The organism is Alteraurantiacibacter aestuarii (assembly GCF_009827405.1).
GTDB lineage: Bacteria > Pseudomonadota > Alphaproteobacteria > Sphingomonadales > Sphingomonadaceae > Alteraurantiacibacter > Alteraurantiacibacter aestuarii.
This window is the reverse complement of record NZ_WTYY01000002.1, coordinates 538,084-556,177: the sequence shown is the minus strand read 5'-3', so window position 1 is coordinate 556,177 and position 18,094 is coordinate 538,084. Positions and strand designations below refer to the sequence as shown.

The window sequence follows — 18,094 nt, the reverse complement described above, 5'->3', positions numbered from 1 at the left end:
ATCAGGCGGCGTCTTTCCCGCATCTGAAGCCGATGTGCGAGGTCGACGTGTCGACCGTCTGCGGATAGCGGGCGGCGGGGCGGTAGCGCTGGCAGTAATTCTCGGCGCACAGATGTGATCCGCCCTTGATCACCATGACCGGGAAATCCTCCCCGGAACCAGCTCCCTTGCCGCCGGACGCGCAGCATTTCTTCACCGGCTCGCTGGCCAGCCGGTAGGGGTCGCTGGTCCATTCCCAGGCGTTGCCGATCATGTCGTACAGGCCATAGCTATTGGCCGGGAACGCCCCGATGGGGGACGTGCGATCATAGCCATCGAGACACATATTGGTCTTGGGGAAGGGCCCTTGCCAGTAATTGGCCAGCATGGCGCCGCCCGGCGCCAGCTCGTCGCCCCAGGCAAAGGCCAGGCCTTCTTGCCCGCCGCGCGCGGCAAATTCCCATTCCGCCTCGCTCAGCAGGCGCTTGTCCGCCCACGCGCAATAAGCCTGCGCGTCTTCGTGGGCGATATGTACGACCGGGTGGTCCTCCAGCCCTGCGGTGGAGCTGCCGGGACCTTGCGGGCGGTGCCAGCACGCGCCGGGAACATAAGCCCACCAGTTCATCGGGTCGGGCGTGATCGGATATTTGACCGGCGGCACGAACACCGATGATCCCGGCACCAGCAGGCCGGGGTCTGCGCCGGGATATTTCGCCGCGTCTGGGGGCCGCTCGGCCAATGTCACATAGCCTGTTTCCTGCACGAACTGCGCGAACCGGGCATTGGTGACTGGCGACGGGTCGATCAGGAAGGGCTCGACAGTAACCATGCGCGCAGGCGCTTCCTCGGGATAGTGATCGTCCGATCCCATCCGAAAGCTGCCGCCTTCGATGCGCTTCATGTCCTCACCTGCCGCCGCGCTTCACAGGATCGATCGTTTGGCGACCACATCCAGCAAGAAGCAGTAATGCCAGAACGGATCGGCAGTGGTCCAGTCCTCCGATGCGGCGCAGCTGCCGGGTTCGGGGAGCGGATATTCCTCCAGCGGATCGCTGGTCAGATTGTAGAAGTCGCAATCTTCGGTGCTGTCGGTGCACACCAGCTTGAAAGTGGCATTGCGCGCGCCGATCACCTTGGTTCCGCCAGTCATCAGATTGGACGATTCTGTCAGGATGAAATCGTGATCGGGATCGCGCACCCTGTCCGCTCCGCCGCGCAGAATGGGGTCGAGCGAGACCGAATCCAGCGCAATCTGTGCATCGCCCGCGCTGTTCGAAACAGTCTCCGGCACTTCCAGACCGGCAAGCGAGAGGATGGTGGCGAACAGATCGGCCACGTGGACAAACTCGCCGTTCTGGCTGCCCGCCTCAATGCCGGGTCCGCGAATGACCATCGGCACGTGCGCGCCGCTTTCAAACGCGCTGCCTTTGCCGCGTCCGGTGCGGGTGATGTACATGTTGTCGATGAAATCGAGGTTGGGCCGCCCGTACATCGGCGTGCCATTGTCGCCGATATAGATGACGTAGGTATTGGGGTCGATATCGTCCACCGCCGCCAGCACCTGCCCGATGATCGTGTCCATCGAATTGGTCATGGCGCGCATCAGGGCCTCGCCCGAACAATTGCCCACTTCATTGGTGCCGAACGTGCCGCCGCATGCTTCCATCTCGGCCCGGCTGACATCGTCCAGCGTATCGGCATTGGGCACCATCATCGCGCTTGGCTGCTGGATCGCGGTGGCATGGGAGAGGTTGAAGGCCAGCCAGGTGAACCACGGCCTGTCCGGATCGGCTTCTTCCTGCGCCCTGATCCAGTCGATCGTGTCCGACCCCTTGGCCACTGCGGCATAGGTGCTGGGCGCGATGCCGGGCAGCGATGCGACCGGCGCTTCTTCGGTGCGCCACTGTCCCGCAGGCGTGCCCGCATCCTGCACATGCAGCGGATAATCCCAGAACGACGGGAGCGCGGCATGCATATTGCCGCGGAACAGCTGGAACCCGGCCTCCTTCGGCTTCATGCCGGGATAATCGCCGCCTTCAGCAGGCAGGCCCGCCATGTGCCACTTGCCGAATACCGCCGTGCTGTATCCGCCCCTGTCGGCCAGCGTGCGGACGAAGGAATCGTGGTTCTGGCTCAGCGCGTCGGCATAGGTCTGCACATGGGTACGCCCGGCGAACAGGCCGGTCAGCAGGGATGCCCGCGTGGGAGAGCAGAAGGGCTGCGCCCAGGCATCGGTGAAGACCATGCCGTCATCGGCCAGCTGATCGAGCACCGGCGTGGAGGCGGGATGGCCATTGATGGCCTGGTAATCGGGATGATCGTGGCCTTCGGGGCCATATTGGGCGATCAGCTGTTCCATCAGTCCGGGCACCATGCCGGGTGTGACGTCGAGGCCGACATCATCGGAAATGATCAGCAGGATATTGGGCCTGCGCGGTGTATCCTCATCGGCAGCATTGGCCGGAACCGCCGTGAGGCCCAAGCAAAGCGCACAGGCCATCGCAATTTTCGATGTGGTTTCCAGCATCCCTCTCAGCCCTCCCAGACTTTGAGGCAAAGCTACATCGAATATGGCTTCGGTGATAGTGGAGATTGAGCGGTTGCGGTGCCGGTCATGCAGCGCGCCAGCGCATCAGTGCATAGACGGGCAGCGACACCAGCAGCAGCCCCACGCCCCACGCCACGGCCTCTCCGCCTGCGCCATAGATGGTCCAAGCGGAATAGAGCGTGGCGAGCGCGGCCACCCACGGCAGATATCTGCGCGAAGCCATGCCGCCGCCAAACCGAAGCCGCAGTGCACTGGCCATGCACACAAGGTACATGAACAGGCTGCAGGCGGTGGAAATCAGCAGCAGGAAGCCGAATATCTCCGCCGCCGAGCTATCGTAATTGAGCAAGACCACCACCGTCATCAGGGCGCTGGAAACCACCAGCGCGCGGGCGGGTGACCCTGCCGCGTTTTCCTTTGCAAACCAGCGCGGAAAGGCGCCGGCGCGGGCCATCGCATAGGGCAGTTCGGCCTGCACCATGATCCAGCCATTGAGCGCGCCAAAGCAGCTGATGGCGGCGAAACCGGCAATCAGCAGGGCGGGGCCGGGCGCCCAGAAACGCTCGACAAAATCGGCAAAGGGCGCTCCCGAACTGGCGATGATATCCTCTGGCATCAGCAGGATGATGGCCGAACAGGTGACCAGGTAGAGCAGTCCGGTCAGCGCCGTGCCGACCAGCGTGGCAAAGGGAATGGTGCGCTCCGGATCGCGGATCTTGCCCGCCGGAACGGTCGCCGATTCCAGGCCGAGCAAGGCCCACAGGGTCAGCGTGGCGGCGGCGGTCACGATGCCGGGCTGGATGCCGCCCGGCTCCATCGGCCGCAGCTCTGCCTCGCCCGTGCCCATCGCAACTGCGGCAAGTACAATCACCAGCAGAAGCGGCAGCACCTTGATGACGGTGGTGACCAGCTGGAACCCCCCGGCCGATCGCGATCCTGTCAGGTTGAGGAAGGTCAGCGCCCAGATCAGCACCACTGCCGCCAGTGCATCGCCGCCGGTGGTGGCAGACATGCCGGGCACGAACACGCCCAGATAGCTGATACCGGCCACGGCAATGGCCGCATTGCCGATCCACAACGATATCCAGTAGCTCCATGTCACCATGAAGGCGGGCAGGGGGCCGAACGCGGCGTTGGTATAGGCGTAAGGCCCGCCCTCAACGGGCATCTGCCGCGCCAGCCAGGCGAAGGTCGCGGCAAGGCACAGGCCGCCCGCTATGGTGAACAGCCAGCCGACAATCGAATTCCAGCCCAGCGGGGCCAGCGTGGCGGGCAGCAGGAATATGCCGGAACCGATCATGTTGCCCATGACCAGCGATATCGTCATCCAGCGGCCCAGCTTGCCGCCTTTGGCAGGCTCGTCCCCTGCCGCGATCCGGGCGGCGCTCACGCTATCCGCCCGGTCCGCTGCAGGTCATCCTGACCAGGCTTAATAGCTGTATCCAAACCGCAGGCCGAACGTCCTCGGCTGGTTGGGAACCTGATAGACATTGCCGCCGATGCCCGGGACATCATTGGCGCAGACCGAAGAACCGCACTGCGCGTAGAGATAGGCCTGGCCACGCTCATCAAACACGTTGGTGACGTAGAATTCGGCATTCCAGCCGCCCAGATCCTTCTTCACGCCGACAGCGAGATCGACCGTGCCGTAGCCATCCTGCGTGCCAACCAGACGGTTGTCTTCAAGCAGCAGGTTGGAACGGATATCGGACTGGAGAACCCCGGCAAATTGCACGTGGGCCAGCAGGTCGCGGTTCAGGAACCATTCGTAGCGCGCGGTGACATTGCCCTTGAACTTGGGCGATGCGGGAAGCCGCGTGCCAGCCGGTGCGGGCGGATTGGCGCAGACCGTCACCGGATCGCCATTGGCATCGGTGAAGCCGCAATAATTATCCGTCAGCTTGGCATCGAGATAGGTCATCCCGGCGGCCAGTGTCAGGCCGTCTGCCGGCTGCAGCGTGACATCCGTTTCAAACCCGCGAATGCGCGCCTGTGCGGCGTTGCGGATTTCGGTCAGCCCGTTGGGACCAAGGATGGCGAACTGGAACTTGTCCCAGTCCAGCTGGAAGATGGCCGCGTTCCAGCGCACAAGTCCATCGGCAAAGCTGGTCTTCAGGCCCAGCTCGTAATTGGTCAGGAAGTCCGCCTGATAGCCGAACAGACCGCCACGCCGGTTGGTGCCGCCAGGACGGAAACCGCGCGACCATGTGGCATAGGCCATCACATCGGGGGTGAAGTTGTAGGTGACGTTCAGGCGATGGATCAGGCCGTCGTTCTTGGACCGGCGCGGACTGACCGTGCCATCGGGATTGACGATCACATTGCCGTCGGCATCGGTGACCGCAAGGTTGGTACACGGCGCGCCATCGGTTGACGGGGGCGAAAGCGAATCGTCGATCGGAGAACGACACGCAGCAACGCCGGTCGATCCGCTGAAGTTTTCGGAATATCCGAAGAAGCCGATCAGCGTGTTGTTATATTCGAAATAGCGCAGGCCGCCGGTCACTGTCAGCTGATCGGTCAGATCAATGGCCACTTCGCCAAACGCGGCATAGTCGCGGTCAATACGCGTCTGCTTGGTCAGCCAGATCGTGTCGGACCAGCCGGGCACTTCGATGAAGCTGGCGATATTGTCGATCTGGTAACGCTGCTGGATGTCGTGTTCCTGGCGCTGGTAGAACAGGCCTGCCTGGAAGCGCACGCTCTCATCCTGCGGTGAGGACAGGCGCAGTTCCTGGCTCACCTTGTTGAAGCGGTCACGGCTGGAGAAATACTGCGAGGGATTGACCAGCGGGCAGCTGAAATCCTGCGCCGGGCAATCGGCCACGAAGTAATAGCCATAGCCGTACAGCACGTCATAGAAATAGGCGTAGTCCGAATAATCGGCCAGGCCATCGATGCCGCGTTCCAGATAGGCGCCCGAATAGACCAGATCGAAATTGCCGATGCGGCCTTCGACGGTCATCGCCGCCTGCACCCACTCATCGTCCTGGAAATTGTCGCGATAGGTCTGGACGTTCAGATCGCCGAGGCTGGGCAGGAAGGCGAACGTGCCGGAGGTGTTCTGCTTCTGCGCCATGATGGACGGCGTGACGGTCCAGTTGTCATCCAGCTCAATGCCCAGCGCGAGGCGGGCACCATAGGTCTCGACGTCGTTGAAGTCGTCCTCGACCAGCGCCAGATTGTCGTCAGTTTCACCCGAACTGGGGAATGTGCGCACGCCGCGGATGTTGTCGATATAGCCGCCATCCTTGACGTACCAGCCCACCAGGCGAGCAGCGATGGTATCGCTGATCGGCATGTTCACGAAGCCTTCGAGGGCGCCGCCGAATTCGCCGTGATCGACATAATTGCCTTCGACATCAAAGCCCATGTCGAAGCCGCTCGCATCGGGCTGGTTGGTGATGATGCGGATGGTGCCGGCCTGGCTGGATGCGCCGAACAGCGTGCCCTGCGGGCCTGCCAGAGCCTCCACGCGGGCGACGTCATACAGATGGACGTTGAGGTTGCCCTGCGCCGTGGTGATCGGCTGTTCATCGAGATAGGTGCCCACGCTGGGCAGCGGGCCGGAGTGGTTGCCGTCACCGCCGCTGGCCACGCCGCGCATGTAGACGAGCTGGTAGAACGGGCCACCGTAATTCTGCGTCGAGACGCTGGGCAGGAACTTCACATAGTCCTCAAGCCCGTCAACCTGCAGGTTCTCCAGCCGCTCCGTATTGAGCACCTGGACGCTGATCGGAACGTCCTGAAGATCTTCGACCCGCCGCTGCGAGGTCACGAGGATGGTGTTGTTCTGGGAACTGGACGCGGTCGGGGCGGCACTGTCATCCACGGCTTCCTGGGCGAATGCCGCACCGCTTGCCAATATGCTGGAACCAAGAAGCAGGCCTGTGACGGCCCGCAAGGCCCGGCCCGAACGACGATCGCGTGATTCCATACCCATTGTAAAACCCTCATGTTGCGAGCGGATCAGATCTGCGCAGCTAGTGCTGTCGGTGACCAATCGGGCGCTCAGATCCGTCTGCGGTATTCCCCCTAGAAATGGTGCCATAAATGGCGGAAATGCTTGCGTTCCAGCCACTTTGACAGGTGTAAAAGAACTGTAATTTACCTATGTGTCAAGAGGTGCTCGTCGGACGGCTTCCCAAGGTCGGTCTAAAGCCGGGCCGCTATGGCAAACTGACAACAGTCGGCAAAATTACAATTTGCACGGATAATCGGTCAGGGCCGGACCCAGCGCCTGTTCGAGCGGGCCCAGCCATTGTTCGAAATTCTTCCACTGGGCCAGCCCGTCGGAAAAGATCGGCTGGCGCACCTGTTCGGAACTTGCAGTGCGCACGGCGCGGTCGCTTTCGTAAAAGCGCAGGCAGGATTCCTCAAACGGCAGGTTCAGGTAATCCAGCAGCGCGCGCGTTTCACCCTCCACGTCGGCCACCACCTGTTCATAGAAAACACGGTGCACGGCGCCGGGCCGCACATCGTCGAAATGCGCCATCAGCTCGGTATAGGTGCGGTAGTAATGGCCCAGCTCGGCCAGGTCATAGGTGAACGCCTGACCACGGGCGAAATGCTGCTTGAAATTGGAGAAGCAGCAAGACAGCGGATGGCGCCGCGCATCGATGATCCGGGCATTGGGCAGGATCAGTTTGATCATCCCCACATGCATGAAATTATTGGGCATCTTGTCGAGGAAGAACGGTGCGTCGGTCTTTCTCTGCACGCGTGTGCGGGTCAGAAATTCCTCACCCATTGCGGTCAGCTGATCGGGCGAGAGATCGGCCAGCGCCTCTGGATAATCAGTCTCCTGCGAACGCAATTTGCGCCCGCCGATCTGCGCGGCCATCTGCGGGATGTCGGGCAGTTCCATCGTCCCTTCCACCTGCGAGTGGCTGGACAGGATCTGTTCGATAAGGGTGGAGCCGGCGCGCGGCATGCCAAGGATGAATATGGGGTCTGGCGCGCTGCAACCAGCGTCTGCCCGGTCTGTGAAGAATTGCGGTGTGAACAGCGCGCGGGACCGGACGAGGTGATCGGCAATGTCCGCTGAATCATAGCGCACCATGTCCCGGCGCAGGCGGTTACCCTGCGCATAATGGGTGAAGGATGCCTGATAATTGCCAGCATCCTCCTCTGCCTTTCCCAGCGCGAAGTGGAGGTGGAACAGGTCTTCGGGCTCCAGATCGTCTGACAGAGCGCCGCGCATGGTGGCCCGGTCTGCATCTGCGAAAGTCACCCGCTTGAGATTGGCGAGGCTCCACCATGCTTCGCCAAGGCCCGGCTGTAGCGCGATGCTCTTGCGATAGGCGTCAATACTGTCCTGCTGGCGGCCCACGGTCTTGAGCGCGTGGCCATAGCTCATCCACACCTTGGGCTGGTCCGGATGGCGATCCAGCACATCGTCATACAGGGCAATGGCGTCCTCGAACTCGCCGATCCGGCCCAGCGCCGCGGCCTTGAGATTGGCAAGGCCGGCATTGTGCGGATCATCCGCCAGCAGCATGTCGATCTGTTCCAGCGCTTCTGCCGCGCGGTTCTGCCGGTGCAGCACCAGCGCATAATTGTGCCGCGCCGGGCGGAAGCCAGGTGCCAGCTCCAGCGCGCGCGACAGCAGCTTTTCCGCATCGCCATAGCGGCCCAGCCGCGATGCCAGCTCTGCCAGCATGCGAATGGCGGCGATATCGGTGGGCGCGCGTTTCAGCCTGTCACGCAGGATCGGCTCGGCCACGGCAAGCTCGCCGGAAACCAGCGCATCGGCCGCGCGCATCAGTTCCGGATCGTTGACGGATGCGCGGATCGCCTGCGCATAGGCGGTATCGGCTGATCCGCTGTCGCCGCGCGCGGTATGCTGGTCCCCCAGCGCGCGCCATGCGGCAGACAGGCCGGGGTTGCGCGTGACGGCCATTTCCAGCTGCTCGATCGCATCATCGCTGCGTCCCAGCGATGCCCACGCCAGACCCAGTTCCTGATGCACGTCGGCGCGGCCCTTTCCGCTCTGCGCCAGCGGGCTGAGCAAGTGCGCGGCGCGCGCCGGATCGCCCTGACGGCGGGCGGCGGCAGCCATCAACAACACCGCGTCCGGGTTTTCGGGAGCCTTTGCCAGTATCGCCTGTGCCTGGCTTTCCGCCGCTGCCGGGTTGGTGGAGAGCAGCTTGCTGGTGTGGCGCAACTGCGCCTGAAGGTCTTCGCTCACCTGCGCGCCTCCGGTTGCCAATCCGGGCGATTGCGGCCAATCATGCCTTTGCCCTGCGACCTGACGGGATCAATTCCATGAATTCTCAATCTGAACCCCAATTTCTCGCTGGACCCCTGCATCCTGGCCCCCTGCATCTTGGTATTGTGCAGCCTTGGGACTGCGATGTCATGGGTCATTTTACCGTCCGCCGCTATGCCGCTGCGTTTGACGATGCGAGCTATCAGCTGCTGTTCCGCCTGAGCGGGACGAGCCCTGTTTCGCAGGCCGATGGCCTTGGTTGGGCCGATGTGCGGCAGGTCTATGAATATCATGCGGAGATGCTGCCCGGCACGATGTTCTCTATTTCCGGCGCACCGGTGCGGCTGGGTACCAAATCCATCGATGTCGAATATCGCATGGTGCGAACGCAGGACGGGTCTGCGGTGGCGACGATGCGCTCCACACTTGTCCGGCTCGATCTCAAGGCGCGCGAAGGCGTTGCGGTGGAAGCGGCCATGCGCGCGCGGATCGGGCAGATGATCGATGCCTCAACCTCCGTGACCGGCGGTGAAGGCGCTTAGGAAAGCGGAAAGATTGTCGCCCAGCGCGTCACACAGATAGCCGCCCTCCTGCACGATGACCGCAGGCATTGGCAGGCGCTTGGCGATGGCATTGCCGATCTTGCCATAACCCGGCGTGGTCACGGCCAGTCCGCCAAACGGATCGCCTTCAAAGGCATCGAGACCCAGCGCGATCACCAGCGCATCGGGCGCGAAAGCGGCGGTGCGGTCCAGCGCCTGATCCAGCGCCGACAGGAACTCGGCATCGCCCGATCCGCGTTGCAGCGGCAGGTTGTAATTGAACCCCAGTCCGTCTCCCTCGCCGCGCTCACACGCGCTGCCCCAGAAGAAAGGATAGAAACGCACCGGATCGGCATGGATGGAGACGGTCAGCACGCTGGCATCGCGGTAGAATATCTCCTGCGTGCCATTGCCGTGGTGCAGGTCCACATCCAGCACCGCCACGCGCGGATATTGCCGCTGCAACCGGCGCGCGGCGATGGCGCTGTTGCTCAGGTAGCAGAAACCACCGGCCAGCTCTGCCGACGCATGGTGGCCGGGCGGCCTGCACAGGGCATAGCTATGGCGCTCGCCTGCCAGCACCGCATCGGCGGCACCGATCGCGGCCTGCGCGCTCCAGTATGCAGCGTCCCAGGTTTCGGCCCCAATCGGGCAGGAGGCATCAGACATATGCCAGCCCGCCTGCGCCACAACGGACGCCGGATAGGTGCCATTGCGGCGGCTTGGATGGATATTGGGCGTGACCGATTCAGAAGCGCCCGCGATGTAGCTCCAGCGTTTGTGGGCATGGCGCAGGAACTGCAGATATTCGGGCGTGTGCACCGCCGAAATGGCCGACATTCCGCTGTCCGCGGGTTGCTCGATCCGGCACCCGGCAGCCTCGGCCCCCTGGCGCAGGCGGGCGATCCGGTCAGGGTGTTCGGGATTGTCCTGCATCACCCCGTTGACCAGGAAGGTGCGCGGGAAATGCGCGGACTGGGCCTGTTGGGCAAGAAATGTCCTCATGCCGCCACGCTCAGGTTCAATTGCGCCTCCAGCACTTGCAGGCTTTCTGTCAGCTTGCCCAGAATTTCATCGACGTGGTTTTCATCGCTGATCATCGGCGGGCAGACCATGAAGTGATCCCCCTCTCGCCCGCCGCGCGTGCGCCGGGAATAGATGATCAGGCCGCGCTCATAGGCGATATCGACCAGTCGCACATAGGCATCCAGATGCGCGGGCAGGGGGGCCATTGTCTGCCGGTCTGCCACCAGTTCGAAGGCCAGCAACAGGCCCTTGCCGCGGACATCGCCGATGAACGGGAAACGCGCCATCAGCCCTTCCATCCCGGCTTTGAGCAGATCGCCGATACGCGCGGTATTGCCCATCAGGTCATGCGCCACGATTTCGCGCGTTACCGCCAGGCCGGCGGCGCAGGCGAGCGGGTTGCCGGCATAGGTGAATCCATGCGCAAAACCGCCCGCATCCAGCACCGGTTCAATGATGCGCTGCGGGGCCACAACGGCACCTAAAGGCGCATAACCGGCCCCGAAACCTTTCGCCAGCGCGACAATGTCGGGCATGGCGTCCCAGTGCTCGGCTGCCAGGAAGCGGCCGGTGCGGCCCACGCCTGTCATCACCTCATCATAGATCAGCAATATGCCAAATTCGTCGCAGATTTCGCGCGTGCGGCGATAATAGGAATCGGGCGCGACCAATGCGCCGGTGGTGGCTCCTCCGACAGGTTCCATCATGAAGGCCAGCACGCTTTCGGGGCCTTCCGCCAGAATCCTGTCACGCAGCATTTCGGCATAGCGCAGCCCGGCCTGTTCGGGATCGAGGCCGTCGCGGTCCAGATAGCAGCGCGGCGCGGGGACTTTGGGCATCTCGCGCATCATCGGCGCAAACGGCTCTGTCAGCGGATCGTAGGAGCTGACCGCCAGCGCGCCCAGAGTGCAGCCGTGGTATGACGGTGCGCGCGAGATCACTTTCCAGCGGGTGGTCTCGCCCACCGCCAGCTTGTGCGAGCGGGCCAGCTTGATCGCAGTTTCGGTCGCTTCCGACCCCCCCGATACGAAGAACACCCGGTCGAGGTCTCCGGGGCACAGATCGGCGATGACCGAGGCCAGCTGCTCTGCCGGTTCATTCTCGAAATGCAGGCGATAGCCGAAGGTCGCGCGGTTCATCTGTTCGCGCATGGCTTCGAGCACGCGCGGGTTGGAATGGCCGATGTTGGAGACCATCGCCCCGCTCGACCCGTCCAGATAGCGGCGTCCCTCGACATCCCAGATATACACGCCCTCGGCCCGGGCGATTGTCGGGCGGCGCAGGCGCGATTGATAGAACAGGTGCGATGGCACCAGACCGGCGGTCATGCGGGCTCCTCCACGGCGGCAAAGGCAAGGCAGTCATCGGCGGCAAATGTCAGCGCGACATCGGTGCCGGCAGGCAGTGGTGCGCCCTCCAGAAAGGTCTGCACGTAAAGCGATTGGCCAGCCGCATCGACCAGATAGCGCACGGCCTGCCCCTGATAGTCGACGGCTTCGATCCGGCCCGCGAAGGCTGCGCCGCTGGCATCGCCGGGTTCGCTGCCAGCAACGGACAGGCGCAGCTTTTCCGCGCGCACCACCAGATCCACCGGCATACCGGGAGAGAGCGCATCACCGCCCGTCACCGCATGAACAGCGCCGATATTGTCCACCTCTGCGGTCACTTTGTCTCCGTTGGCTTGCTGAACGGTGCCGCGCAGGATGTTGCACTGGCCCAGGAAATTGCCGACGAAGGGCGATGCGGGGCGGTTGTATATCTCTGCCGGGCTGCCGACCTGTTGCAGCCGCCCGCTGCGCAGCACGGCAATCGCGTCCGACATGGCCAGCGCTTCACCCTGATCGTGGGTGACGAAGATGGTGGTCACCCCCAGCCGTTCCTGAATTGCGCGCAGTTCAATGCGCATTTCGTCACGCAAATTGGCATCGAGCGCGGACAATGGCTCGTCCAGCAGCAGCACGTCCGGTTCGATCACCAGCGCCCGGGCCAGAGCCACGCGCTGGCGCTGTCCGCCAGAAAGCATGCCGGGGCGCGCATCGCCGCGTCCGGGCAGGCGCACCAGATCCAGCATGGCCAGCACGCGGTCCTGCTCTTCTCCCTTGTCGATCCCGTGATAGCGCAGGCCGAAGGCTATGTTCTCGTGCACGGAAAGATGCGGGAACAGCGCGTAATTCTGGAACACCAGCCCGATCTTGCGCTTGTGCAGCGGCACGCCCGCCATCGACCGTCCGCCGATCAATATCTCGCCCTCATCCGGCTGTTCCAGCCCGGCGATCAGGCGCAGCAGCGTGGTCTTGCCGCAGCCGCTGGGGCCCAGTAATGTGGTGAAGCTGCCCTGCTTTGCAGTCAGCGAAACATGGTCTGCCGCCAGCGTGGGGCCATAGCGCTTGACCACGCCGCGAAGTTCCACTGCCTTTACCATCCCTTTTGCACCCGGCTGAACATCGGCGCCCAGTCGCGCTCATGCCCGTTCCAGTAGGCGGGATCGAAAAAGCGATATCCCGACAGGTCGCCATCGGCCACGAAGCCGGGCAGCGAGCGGATCGAGGCGGGCAGGTCGACCTTGGTCGGATCGAGCGAGGGCGGGTAATATTGCGCCTCTGCCACCATGATCGCCACTTCGGGTTCGAGCATGAAGTTGAGCAGTTTTTCGCATTCGCGCATCGGCGATCCTCTCAGTACGAAGATACATTCCTGCCAGGCCACGCCATCGGCAGGCTGGTGAAAGCCCATCTCCACGCCGGCATTGCGCAGCGCGGCAATGCGACCGGACCAGGCATCGGTGACGAACAGTTCCTCCTGCGCCAGCAGGTTCATCAGTTCCGCGCCGGAGGACCAGTATTTGACCGTCAGGTCGCGGTGGCGGCGGATCATCGCCCAGACCGCGTCCATATCGGTGATGGCATTGGGGTTCTGGCCAGCGGCGGCGGCGGCATACCAGATGCGCGTGCGCCATTCGTCCCAACCGCCGATGCGGTGGCGAAATTGCGGATCGATCAATATGCGCGATCCCGCCCGCGCCACATGTTCGGCGGACACGCGCCTTGGATTGAAGGCGATCCCGGTGGTCCCGTAATCATAGGGAATGGCGGACAGTGATCCGCCGGTCACAGCACGCAGCGGCGCGGCGAGCTGCGGGATGGTGAGCGCCAGATTGGGGATGTTGCTTTCATCCAGCGCCGAGGTCAGCCCCTGATCGTGAAAGCGGGCGTAATCGAACACGCCGGAAAGATGCGCGACATTATATTCGCCGGGCCGGTTGGCGATCACCCGGGCAAGGAATTCATCGCTGCCGCCAAAGGTTCCGCTCACCACCTCGACACCGGTCTCCCGCTCGAACGGGGCGAAGGCGTAATCCTCGAAGGCCTGCGATACCACGCCGCCCCAGCCATCAAAGCGGACCTGGCGCACCGGCTGGCGTTGTGGTCGGTTTTGCGGCCGGCTTTGCGTCTGGGCCTGCGTTTGAGCGAGCGCGGCCATGCCCAGCGGGCCGCCAACCACACCCGCCGCCGCGCCAAGCTTTGCCATTGCGCGCAGGAAATCTCGCCTGCCGCGCGGATCATCGCGCAAGGTGGCAAACAGGCGGTAGGCGTGATTTTCAAAGCTCATGCGCTGCTGGCCACGCTGCTGGCCACCAGGCTGCGGCCATCCAGCCCATAGGTGCGCTGATCGCGCGGAGTTTCCTCTATCCGCTTCGACAGCAGGGTCCAGAAAGCCTGTTCGGCGCGGCTCAGCCGGTTGGCAGGGTGGCGCACGACGGAAACATCCACGGCGGGCGGATCATCATAGGGCGGCAGGCGCCAGAGCAGGCCGTCTGCCACGTCGCGGGTCACCACGTGGATCGGCAGCGGGCCGATGCCCATTCCGGCAATCACCATCCGGCGCACCTCTTCCAGATTGTTCGATACGCCCACCGGCTGACCGGCAAAGCTGGCGCGCGCGCGGAGCATGGCGACGGGGCGCAGCACATCGTTGAGCTGGTCGGTATCGAAGGAGACGCTGCGCTCCTCACGCATATCCGCCAGCGTCAGGTCGCTCTTGCCGAACAGCGGATGGGCAGGACCGCAGAAGAAGCCGAAATGCTCGGTATAGAGATGGGTGTATTCCAGATCCGCATCACGCTCACGCACAAGGCAGATGCCCAGCGAGCATTTCTTGCCCAGCACATCTTCGATCACGTCGAGCGACGGGCGCACGCGGATCGCCAGCCGGGCGCGCGGATGATGCTGCTGGAAATCGGCCAGCGTGGCATCCACCAGCGGGCTGACCACGTGGCTGGCCATGGAAAGTACCACTTCGCCCGAAACCTCCTCGTCAATATCGCCAAGGATCAGCGGCAGCCGGTCCAGCGATCCGAAGATGTCGAGCGCCTGTGCAAACAATGCCTCGCCGTGGGTGGTGGGGGCAAACTTGCGCGGCCCGCGATCGATCAACCGGTGGCCCAGCGTATCCTCCAGCCGGCGCAACGCATTGCTGACGGTGGGCTGCTTGAGATCGAGCCGCTGGGCAGCGCCGGTAATGGAGCCTTCCTGGACGATGACAAGGAAGGTGCGCACCAGATTCCAGTCCAGCCGCCAGGCAAGTTCGCCTTTGTCTTCTGACATCATACCATTCCCTCAAGCTATGATTGACGGGAAGCCTATCAGAAGAGAGAATGCCATGCAGCAGGTGGATATGGCAATATGAAAATGCCGGGTACAGATTCGAAAGGTGCAGATTCGAAAAGAGCGTTGGCCCATCGCTGGCTGCTGGCGCCCGCCATCATCGCCATCACCCTGTTGCTGCTGGTGCCGCTGCTGTTCACCGTGCTGCTGTCGCTGGGCATATTGAACGTCGGCAATTCCGAAAACACCGCCGGAACGGGCGCGTGGCAGTCCGTTCTGGGCGATGGCTTCTACTGGTGGTTTCTGGTCAAGACCCTGCTGGTTGCCGGCGTTTCCACGCTGGTGGCCGCACTGCTGGGCTATCCGCCAGCCTATTTCCTGGCCACGTCGCGCTCGCGCTGGCGGCCCCTGCTGCTGCTGCTGATCGTGCTGCCGTTCTGGATCAGCTATATCATCCGCACGATGAGCTGGATCAACGTGCTGGGTGCCAGCGGCGCGATCAACGAGGCGGCGATGGGGCTGGGGCTGATCGATACGCCGTGGCCGCTGCTGTATAATCAGGTTTCGGTGATCGTCGGGCTGGTCCATTTCATCCTGCCGTTCATGATCCTCAACATCTATGTCGCGCTCGATGGGCTGGATGAGAGCCTGCCCGGTGCCGCAAAATCGCTGGGGGCGAGCAGCTGGCAGGCATTCTGCCGCGTCACATTGCCTCTGTCCGTGCCCGGCCTTGCCGCCGGATCGCTGATCTGTTTCCTGCTGGCGGCGGGCAGTTATGTCACGCCGATCATCCTGGGTGGCCCGAAGGACGCGATGTTCGCCAATCTTATCTATGAGGCGATGATCATCCAGCTCGACTGGCGCACCGGCGCGGTGCTGGCGCTGTTGCTGCTGGGCGCGCTGGGCATGGTCACCGCCATTGCCGCCCGCTTCCTGGGGCTGGAACGGATCGGGAGGGCGGCAGCATGACCTCGCGCACGGTTCTGGGTCTGGCCACCGGGGCGATCTATGCCTTTCTGTTCCTGCCGCTGGCGGCGGTGATCCTGCTGGCCTTTGCCACCAACCAGTTCGGCGGTTTCCCGATTGAGGGCGTGACGCTGCAATGGTTCGCCGATCTGTGGGCCAATGATGCAATTCTTGCCGCGGTGCGCACCTCGCTGGTGCTGGGGCTGGCCACGGCGCTGATCTCCACCGCCATCGGCGTGCTGGCCGCGCTGGCGATGGTGCGCCATGATTTCCCCGGCAAGGCGTGGGTGGCGGGCGTGCTGCTGGCCCCGCTGCTGGTGCCCGAAGTGGTGCTGGCGGCGGCACTGCTGTTGTTCCTGTCATGGATGGGCGTGCCGCGCAGCTTTCCGCTGCTGCTGGCGGGCCATGTGATCTTTGCCCTGCCGTTCGTGATCCTGGTGATTCAGGCGCGGCTGACCGGGCTCGATCCGGCCTATGAGGATGCGGCCAAAAGCCTTGGCGCCAGCCCGGTGCAGGCCTTTTTCCGCACCACATTGCCGCTGCTGACTCCGGCGCTGCTGGCAGGCGCCCTGTTCGCCTTCACCATCAGTTTCGACAACATCACCGGCACCTTGTTCTGGAAGCCGGGCGGCACGGAGACTGTGCCGACGCAGATTTACGCCATGCTGCGCGATTCCGTCAGCCCGGAAGTCAACGCGCTGGGCGCGGTGATGGTGGTGGGCACGGTGCTGGTTTTTCTTGTCGGCCTTTCGGCCATGCGGGTGAGTTATCATGAACGTACAGACTGATCGCATCTCCAAGGCCCGTCCTGCGCGTAAGGTTATCGTCACCTGCGCCGTGACCGGATCGATCCACACGCCCACGATGAGCCCGCATCTGCCCATCACCGCGCGCCAGATCGCCGATGCCTCTGTCGAGGCGGCGCAGGCGGGCGCGGCGATCATCCATCTGCACGCGCGCGATCCGGACAGCGGCTATCCCAGCGCCGATCCTGAGCATTTCCGCCCGTTTCTGGAGGATATCGCCGGTCGCTGCGATGCCGTGCTCAACATTTCCACCGGCGGATCGTCACTGATGCCGCTGGAAACGCGGCTGGCCCCGGCGCGCGCCGCGCAGCCTGAAATGTGCTCGCTAAACATGGGATCGATGAACTTCGGCACCTTCCCGCTGGCTGATCGCTATTCCGACTGGCAGCACAATTGGGAGCCTGAATTGCTGCTCAAGACGCGCGATGCGATCTTCAAGAACAGCTTTGCCGATATTGAGGAAATCCTCGAAATGGGCGTGGCGACCGGCGCCCGGTTCGAGTTCGAATGCTATGATCTGGGCCACGTCGAAACACTCGGATACTATTACCGCAAGGGGCTGGTGAAAGGCCCGATCTATCTGCAATTCGTGCTCGGCGTGCTGGGCGGGGCCGGCGCCACGGTGGACAATCTGGTGCACCTGAAGAACACCGCGGACCGGCTGCTGGGCGATGATTATCGCTTCTCCGTGCTGGCGGCGGGCAAGCAGCAATTGCCGCTGGCCACGGTGGGCGCGGTGATGGGCGGCAATGTGCGCGTCGGGCTGGAGGATTCGCTCAGCCTTCCCGGCGGCGCACTGGCCCCCAGCAATGCCGCGCAGGTTGCGGCCATGCGACGGATTCTGGAAGAGCTCGGCCTTGAAGTGGCGACAGCCGGGGAAACCCGCGAAATGCTGGCGCTCAAGGGCCATGACAAGGTGGCGTTCTGACGATGACAGACCAGGTAACATTGCGCCTTGCCCGCGCCGAGGATGCCGGGCTGATCCAGGCGATGCTGGAAGCGCTGGCGGCAGAAACCGGCTATCCCGGTGCCATCAAGGGCGGTGAAACGGCCATTCTGGCGCATGGATTTGGACCGCGCCCGCTGTTCACCGCGCACCTTGCCATGTGCGATGGCAAGGCCGTGGGCATGGCGCTGTGCTTCCCCGAATATTCAAGCTGGCGCGGCCTGCCCGGCATCTATGTGCAGGATCTCTATGTCGCGCCCGATCACCGCGGTGCCGGCGTGGCGCTTGCCTTGCTGGCGCGCGCGGCGCGCGGCGCGCAATATCTGCGATTGTCGGTTGCCGCATCCAATGAGGCCGGTGCCCGCTTCTATGAGGCGGCCGGTTTTTCCGAAGCCAGTGCCGAGCGGATATTCGTGCTGGAGGGCGAGGGGCTGAAGGCCCTGCGTGACAAGGTTTGAGAGGAATG

Annotated in this window: 15 protein-coding genes; 5 read left to right on the top strand and 10 right to left on the bottom strand. The window is 63.4% G+C overall.

Annotated features, from left to right (window positions below; translation table 11 throughout):
* Nucleotide 1 precedes the first annotated feature (1 nt).
* From GRI32_RS05185 to GRI32_RS05165, 5 genes are all read right to left on the bottom strand, one after another.
* Entirely contained in the window at nt 2-880 is an 879-nt protein-coding gene (locus GRI32_RS05185; RefSeq protein ID WP_160590096.1) for a formylglycine-generating enzyme family protein, read from the bottom strand.
* Nucleotides 881-901: 21 nt separating this feature from the next.
* Entirely contained in the window at nt 902-2,461 is a 1,560-nt protein-coding gene (locus GRI32_RS05180; protein ID WP_160590094.1) for a sulfatase-like hydrolase/transferase, read from the bottom strand.
* A gap of 130 nt (nt 2,462-2,591) precedes the next feature.
* Entirely contained in the window at nt 2,592-3,917 is a 1,326-nt protein-coding gene (locus tag GRI32_RS05175) for an APC family permease (RefSeq protein ID WP_337190157.1), read from the bottom strand.
* Nucleotides 3,918-3,956: 39 nt separating this feature from the next.
* The gene (locus tag GRI32_RS05170; RefSeq protein ID WP_202385939.1) at nt 3,957-6,470 is read right to left on the bottom strand and encodes a TonB-dependent receptor; all 2,514 of its coding nucleotides are present in this window, start codon (nt 6,468-6,470) and stop codon (nt 3,957-3,959) included.
* A 255-nt stretch (nt 6,471-6,725) separates the two neighbouring features.
* Nucleotides 6,726-8,717, bottom strand: a complete 1,992-nt coding sequence (locus GRI32_RS05165; RefSeq protein ID WP_337190156.1) for a tetratricopeptide repeat-containing sulfotransferase family protein — start codon at nt 8,715-8,717, stop codon at nt 6,726-6,728.
* Between the two features lie 77 nt (nt 8,718-8,794).
* On the opposite strand from GRI32_RS05165, the gene GRI32_RS05160 reads away from it, so the two are divergent.
* Nucleotides 8,795-9,280, top strand: coding sequence for an acyl-CoA thioesterase (locus GRI32_RS05160; RefSeq protein WP_272916779.1), 486 nt, complete (start codon nt 8,795-8,797; stop codon nt 9,278-9,280).
* On the opposite strand, the gene GRI32_RS05155 is transcribed toward GRI32_RS05160, so the two are convergent.
* The 5 genes from GRI32_RS05155 to GRI32_RS05135 are packed head-to-tail and all read right to left on the bottom strand — an operon-like array spanning nt 9,248 to nt 14,910.
* Nucleotides 9,248-10,285 carry a histone deacetylase family protein gene (locus tag GRI32_RS05155; protein ID WP_160590090.1) on the bottom strand — a complete coding sequence of 346 codons (1,038 nt, stop codon included), beginning with the start codon at nt 10,283-10,285 and terminating at the stop codon, nt 9,248-9,250. The two genes, GRI32_RS05160 and GRI32_RS05155, sit on opposite strands and share 33 nt — an antisense overlap.
* Complete coding sequence (locus GRI32_RS05150) at nt 10,282-11,634, bottom strand: aminotransferase family protein (RefSeq protein ID WP_160590088.1); 1,353 nt, start codon at nt 11,632-11,634, stop codon at nt 10,282-10,284. The genes GRI32_RS05155 and GRI32_RS05150 overlap by 4 nt, the downstream gene beginning before the upstream one ends.
* Nucleotides 11,631-12,728, bottom strand: a complete 1,098-nt coding sequence (locus GRI32_RS05145) for an ABC transporter ATP-binding protein (protein WP_160590086.1) — start codon at nt 12,726-12,728, stop codon at nt 11,631-11,633. Before GRI32_RS05145 ends, GRI32_RS05150 begins: the two co-directional genes overlap by 4 nt.
* Nucleotides 12,722-13,915 carry an ABC transporter substrate-binding protein gene (locus tag GRI32_RS05140; protein WP_202385938.1) on the bottom strand — a complete coding sequence of 398 codons (1,194 nt, stop codon included), beginning with the start codon at nt 13,913-13,915 and terminating at the stop codon, nt 12,722-12,724. Before GRI32_RS05140 ends, GRI32_RS05145 begins: the two co-directional genes overlap by 7 nt.
* The gene (locus GRI32_RS05135) at nt 13,912-14,910 is read right to left on the bottom strand and encodes a LysR family transcriptional regulator (protein WP_202385937.1); all 999 of its coding nucleotides are present in this window, start codon (nt 14,908-14,910) and stop codon (nt 13,912-13,914) included. Before GRI32_RS05135 ends, GRI32_RS05140 begins: the two co-directional genes overlap by 4 nt.
* A 126-nt stretch (nt 14,911-15,036) precedes the next feature.
* Between GRI32_RS05135 and GRI32_RS05130 the strand changes: the two genes are divergently transcribed.
* The 4 genes from GRI32_RS05130 to GRI32_RS05115 are packed head-to-tail and all read left to right on the top strand — an operon-like array spanning nt 15,037 to nt 18,086.
* A complete protein-coding gene (locus tag GRI32_RS05130; protein ID WP_202385936.1) occupies nt 15,037-15,879 on the top strand; it encodes an ABC transporter permease in 843 nt (280 codons plus the stop codon).
* Complete coding sequence (locus tag GRI32_RS05125; RefSeq protein ID WP_160590081.1) at nt 15,876-16,664, top strand: ABC transporter permease; 789 nt, start codon at nt 15,876-15,878, stop codon at nt 16,662-16,664. Before GRI32_RS05130 ends, GRI32_RS05125 begins: the two co-directional genes overlap by 4 nt.
* Nucleotides 16,648-17,610 carry a 3,5-dioxohexanoate:acetyl-CoA acetone transferase gene (gene kce, locus GRI32_RS05120; protein WP_160590080.1) on the top strand — a complete coding sequence of 321 codons (963 nt, stop codon included), beginning with the start codon at nt 16,648-16,650 and terminating at the stop codon, nt 17,608-17,610. The genes GRI32_RS05125 and kce overlap by 17 nt, the downstream gene beginning before the upstream one ends.
* A gap of 2 nt (nt 17,611-17,612) precedes the next feature.
* A complete protein-coding gene (locus GRI32_RS05115; RefSeq protein ID WP_160590078.1) occupies nt 17,613-18,086 on the top strand; it encodes a GNAT family N-acetyltransferase in 474 nt (157 codons plus the stop codon).
* The last annotated feature ends 8 nt before the right edge of the window (nt 18,087-18,094 follow it).

Excerpts from the sequence above, each read along its gene's own strand:
- GRI32_RS05145 (WP_160590086.1), bottom strand. The coding sequence starts at position 12,728 with ATGGTAAAGGCAGTGGAACTTCGCGGCGTGGTCAAGCGCTATGGCCCC.
- GRI32_RS05150 (WP_160590088.1), bottom strand. The coding sequence starts at position 11,634 with ATGACCGCCGGTCTGGTGCCATCGCACCTGTTCTATCAATCGCGCCTG.
- GRI32_RS05155 (WP_160590090.1), bottom strand. The coding sequence starts at position 10,285 with ATGAGGACATTTCTTGCCCAACAGGCCCAGTCCGCGCATTTCCCGCGC.
- GRI32_RS05115 (WP_160590078.1), top strand. The coding sequence starts at position 17,613 with ATGACAGACCAGGTAACATTGCGCCTTGCCCGCGCCGAGGATGCCGGG.
- GRI32_RS05170 (WP_202385939.1), bottom strand. The coding sequence starts at position 6,470 with ATGGGTATGGAATCACGCGATCGTCGTTCGGGCCGGGCCTTGCGGGCC.
- GRI32_RS05185 (WP_160590096.1), bottom strand. The coding sequence starts at position 880 with ATGAAGCGCATCGAAGGCGGCAGCTTTCGGATGGGATCGGACGATCAC.
- GRI32_RS05160 (WP_272916779.1), top strand. The coding sequence starts at position 8,795 with ATGAATTCTCAATCTGAACCCCAATTTCTCGCTGGACCCCTGCATCCT.
- GRI32_RS05125 (WP_160590081.1), top strand. The coding sequence starts at position 15,876 with ATGACCTCGCGCACGGTTCTGGGTCTGGCCACCGGGGCGATCTATGCC.
- GRI32_RS05135 (WP_202385937.1), bottom strand. The coding sequence starts at position 14,910 with ATGTCAGAAGACAAAGGCGAACTTGCCTGGCGGCTGGACTGGAATCTG.
- GRI32_RS05140 (WP_202385938.1), bottom strand. The coding sequence starts at position 13,915 with ATGAGCTTTGAAAATCACGCCTACCGCCTGTTTGCCACCTTGCGCGAT.
- kce (WP_160590080.1), top strand. The coding sequence starts at position 16,648 with ATGAACGTACAGACTGATCGCATCTCCAAGGCCCGTCCTGCGCGTAAG.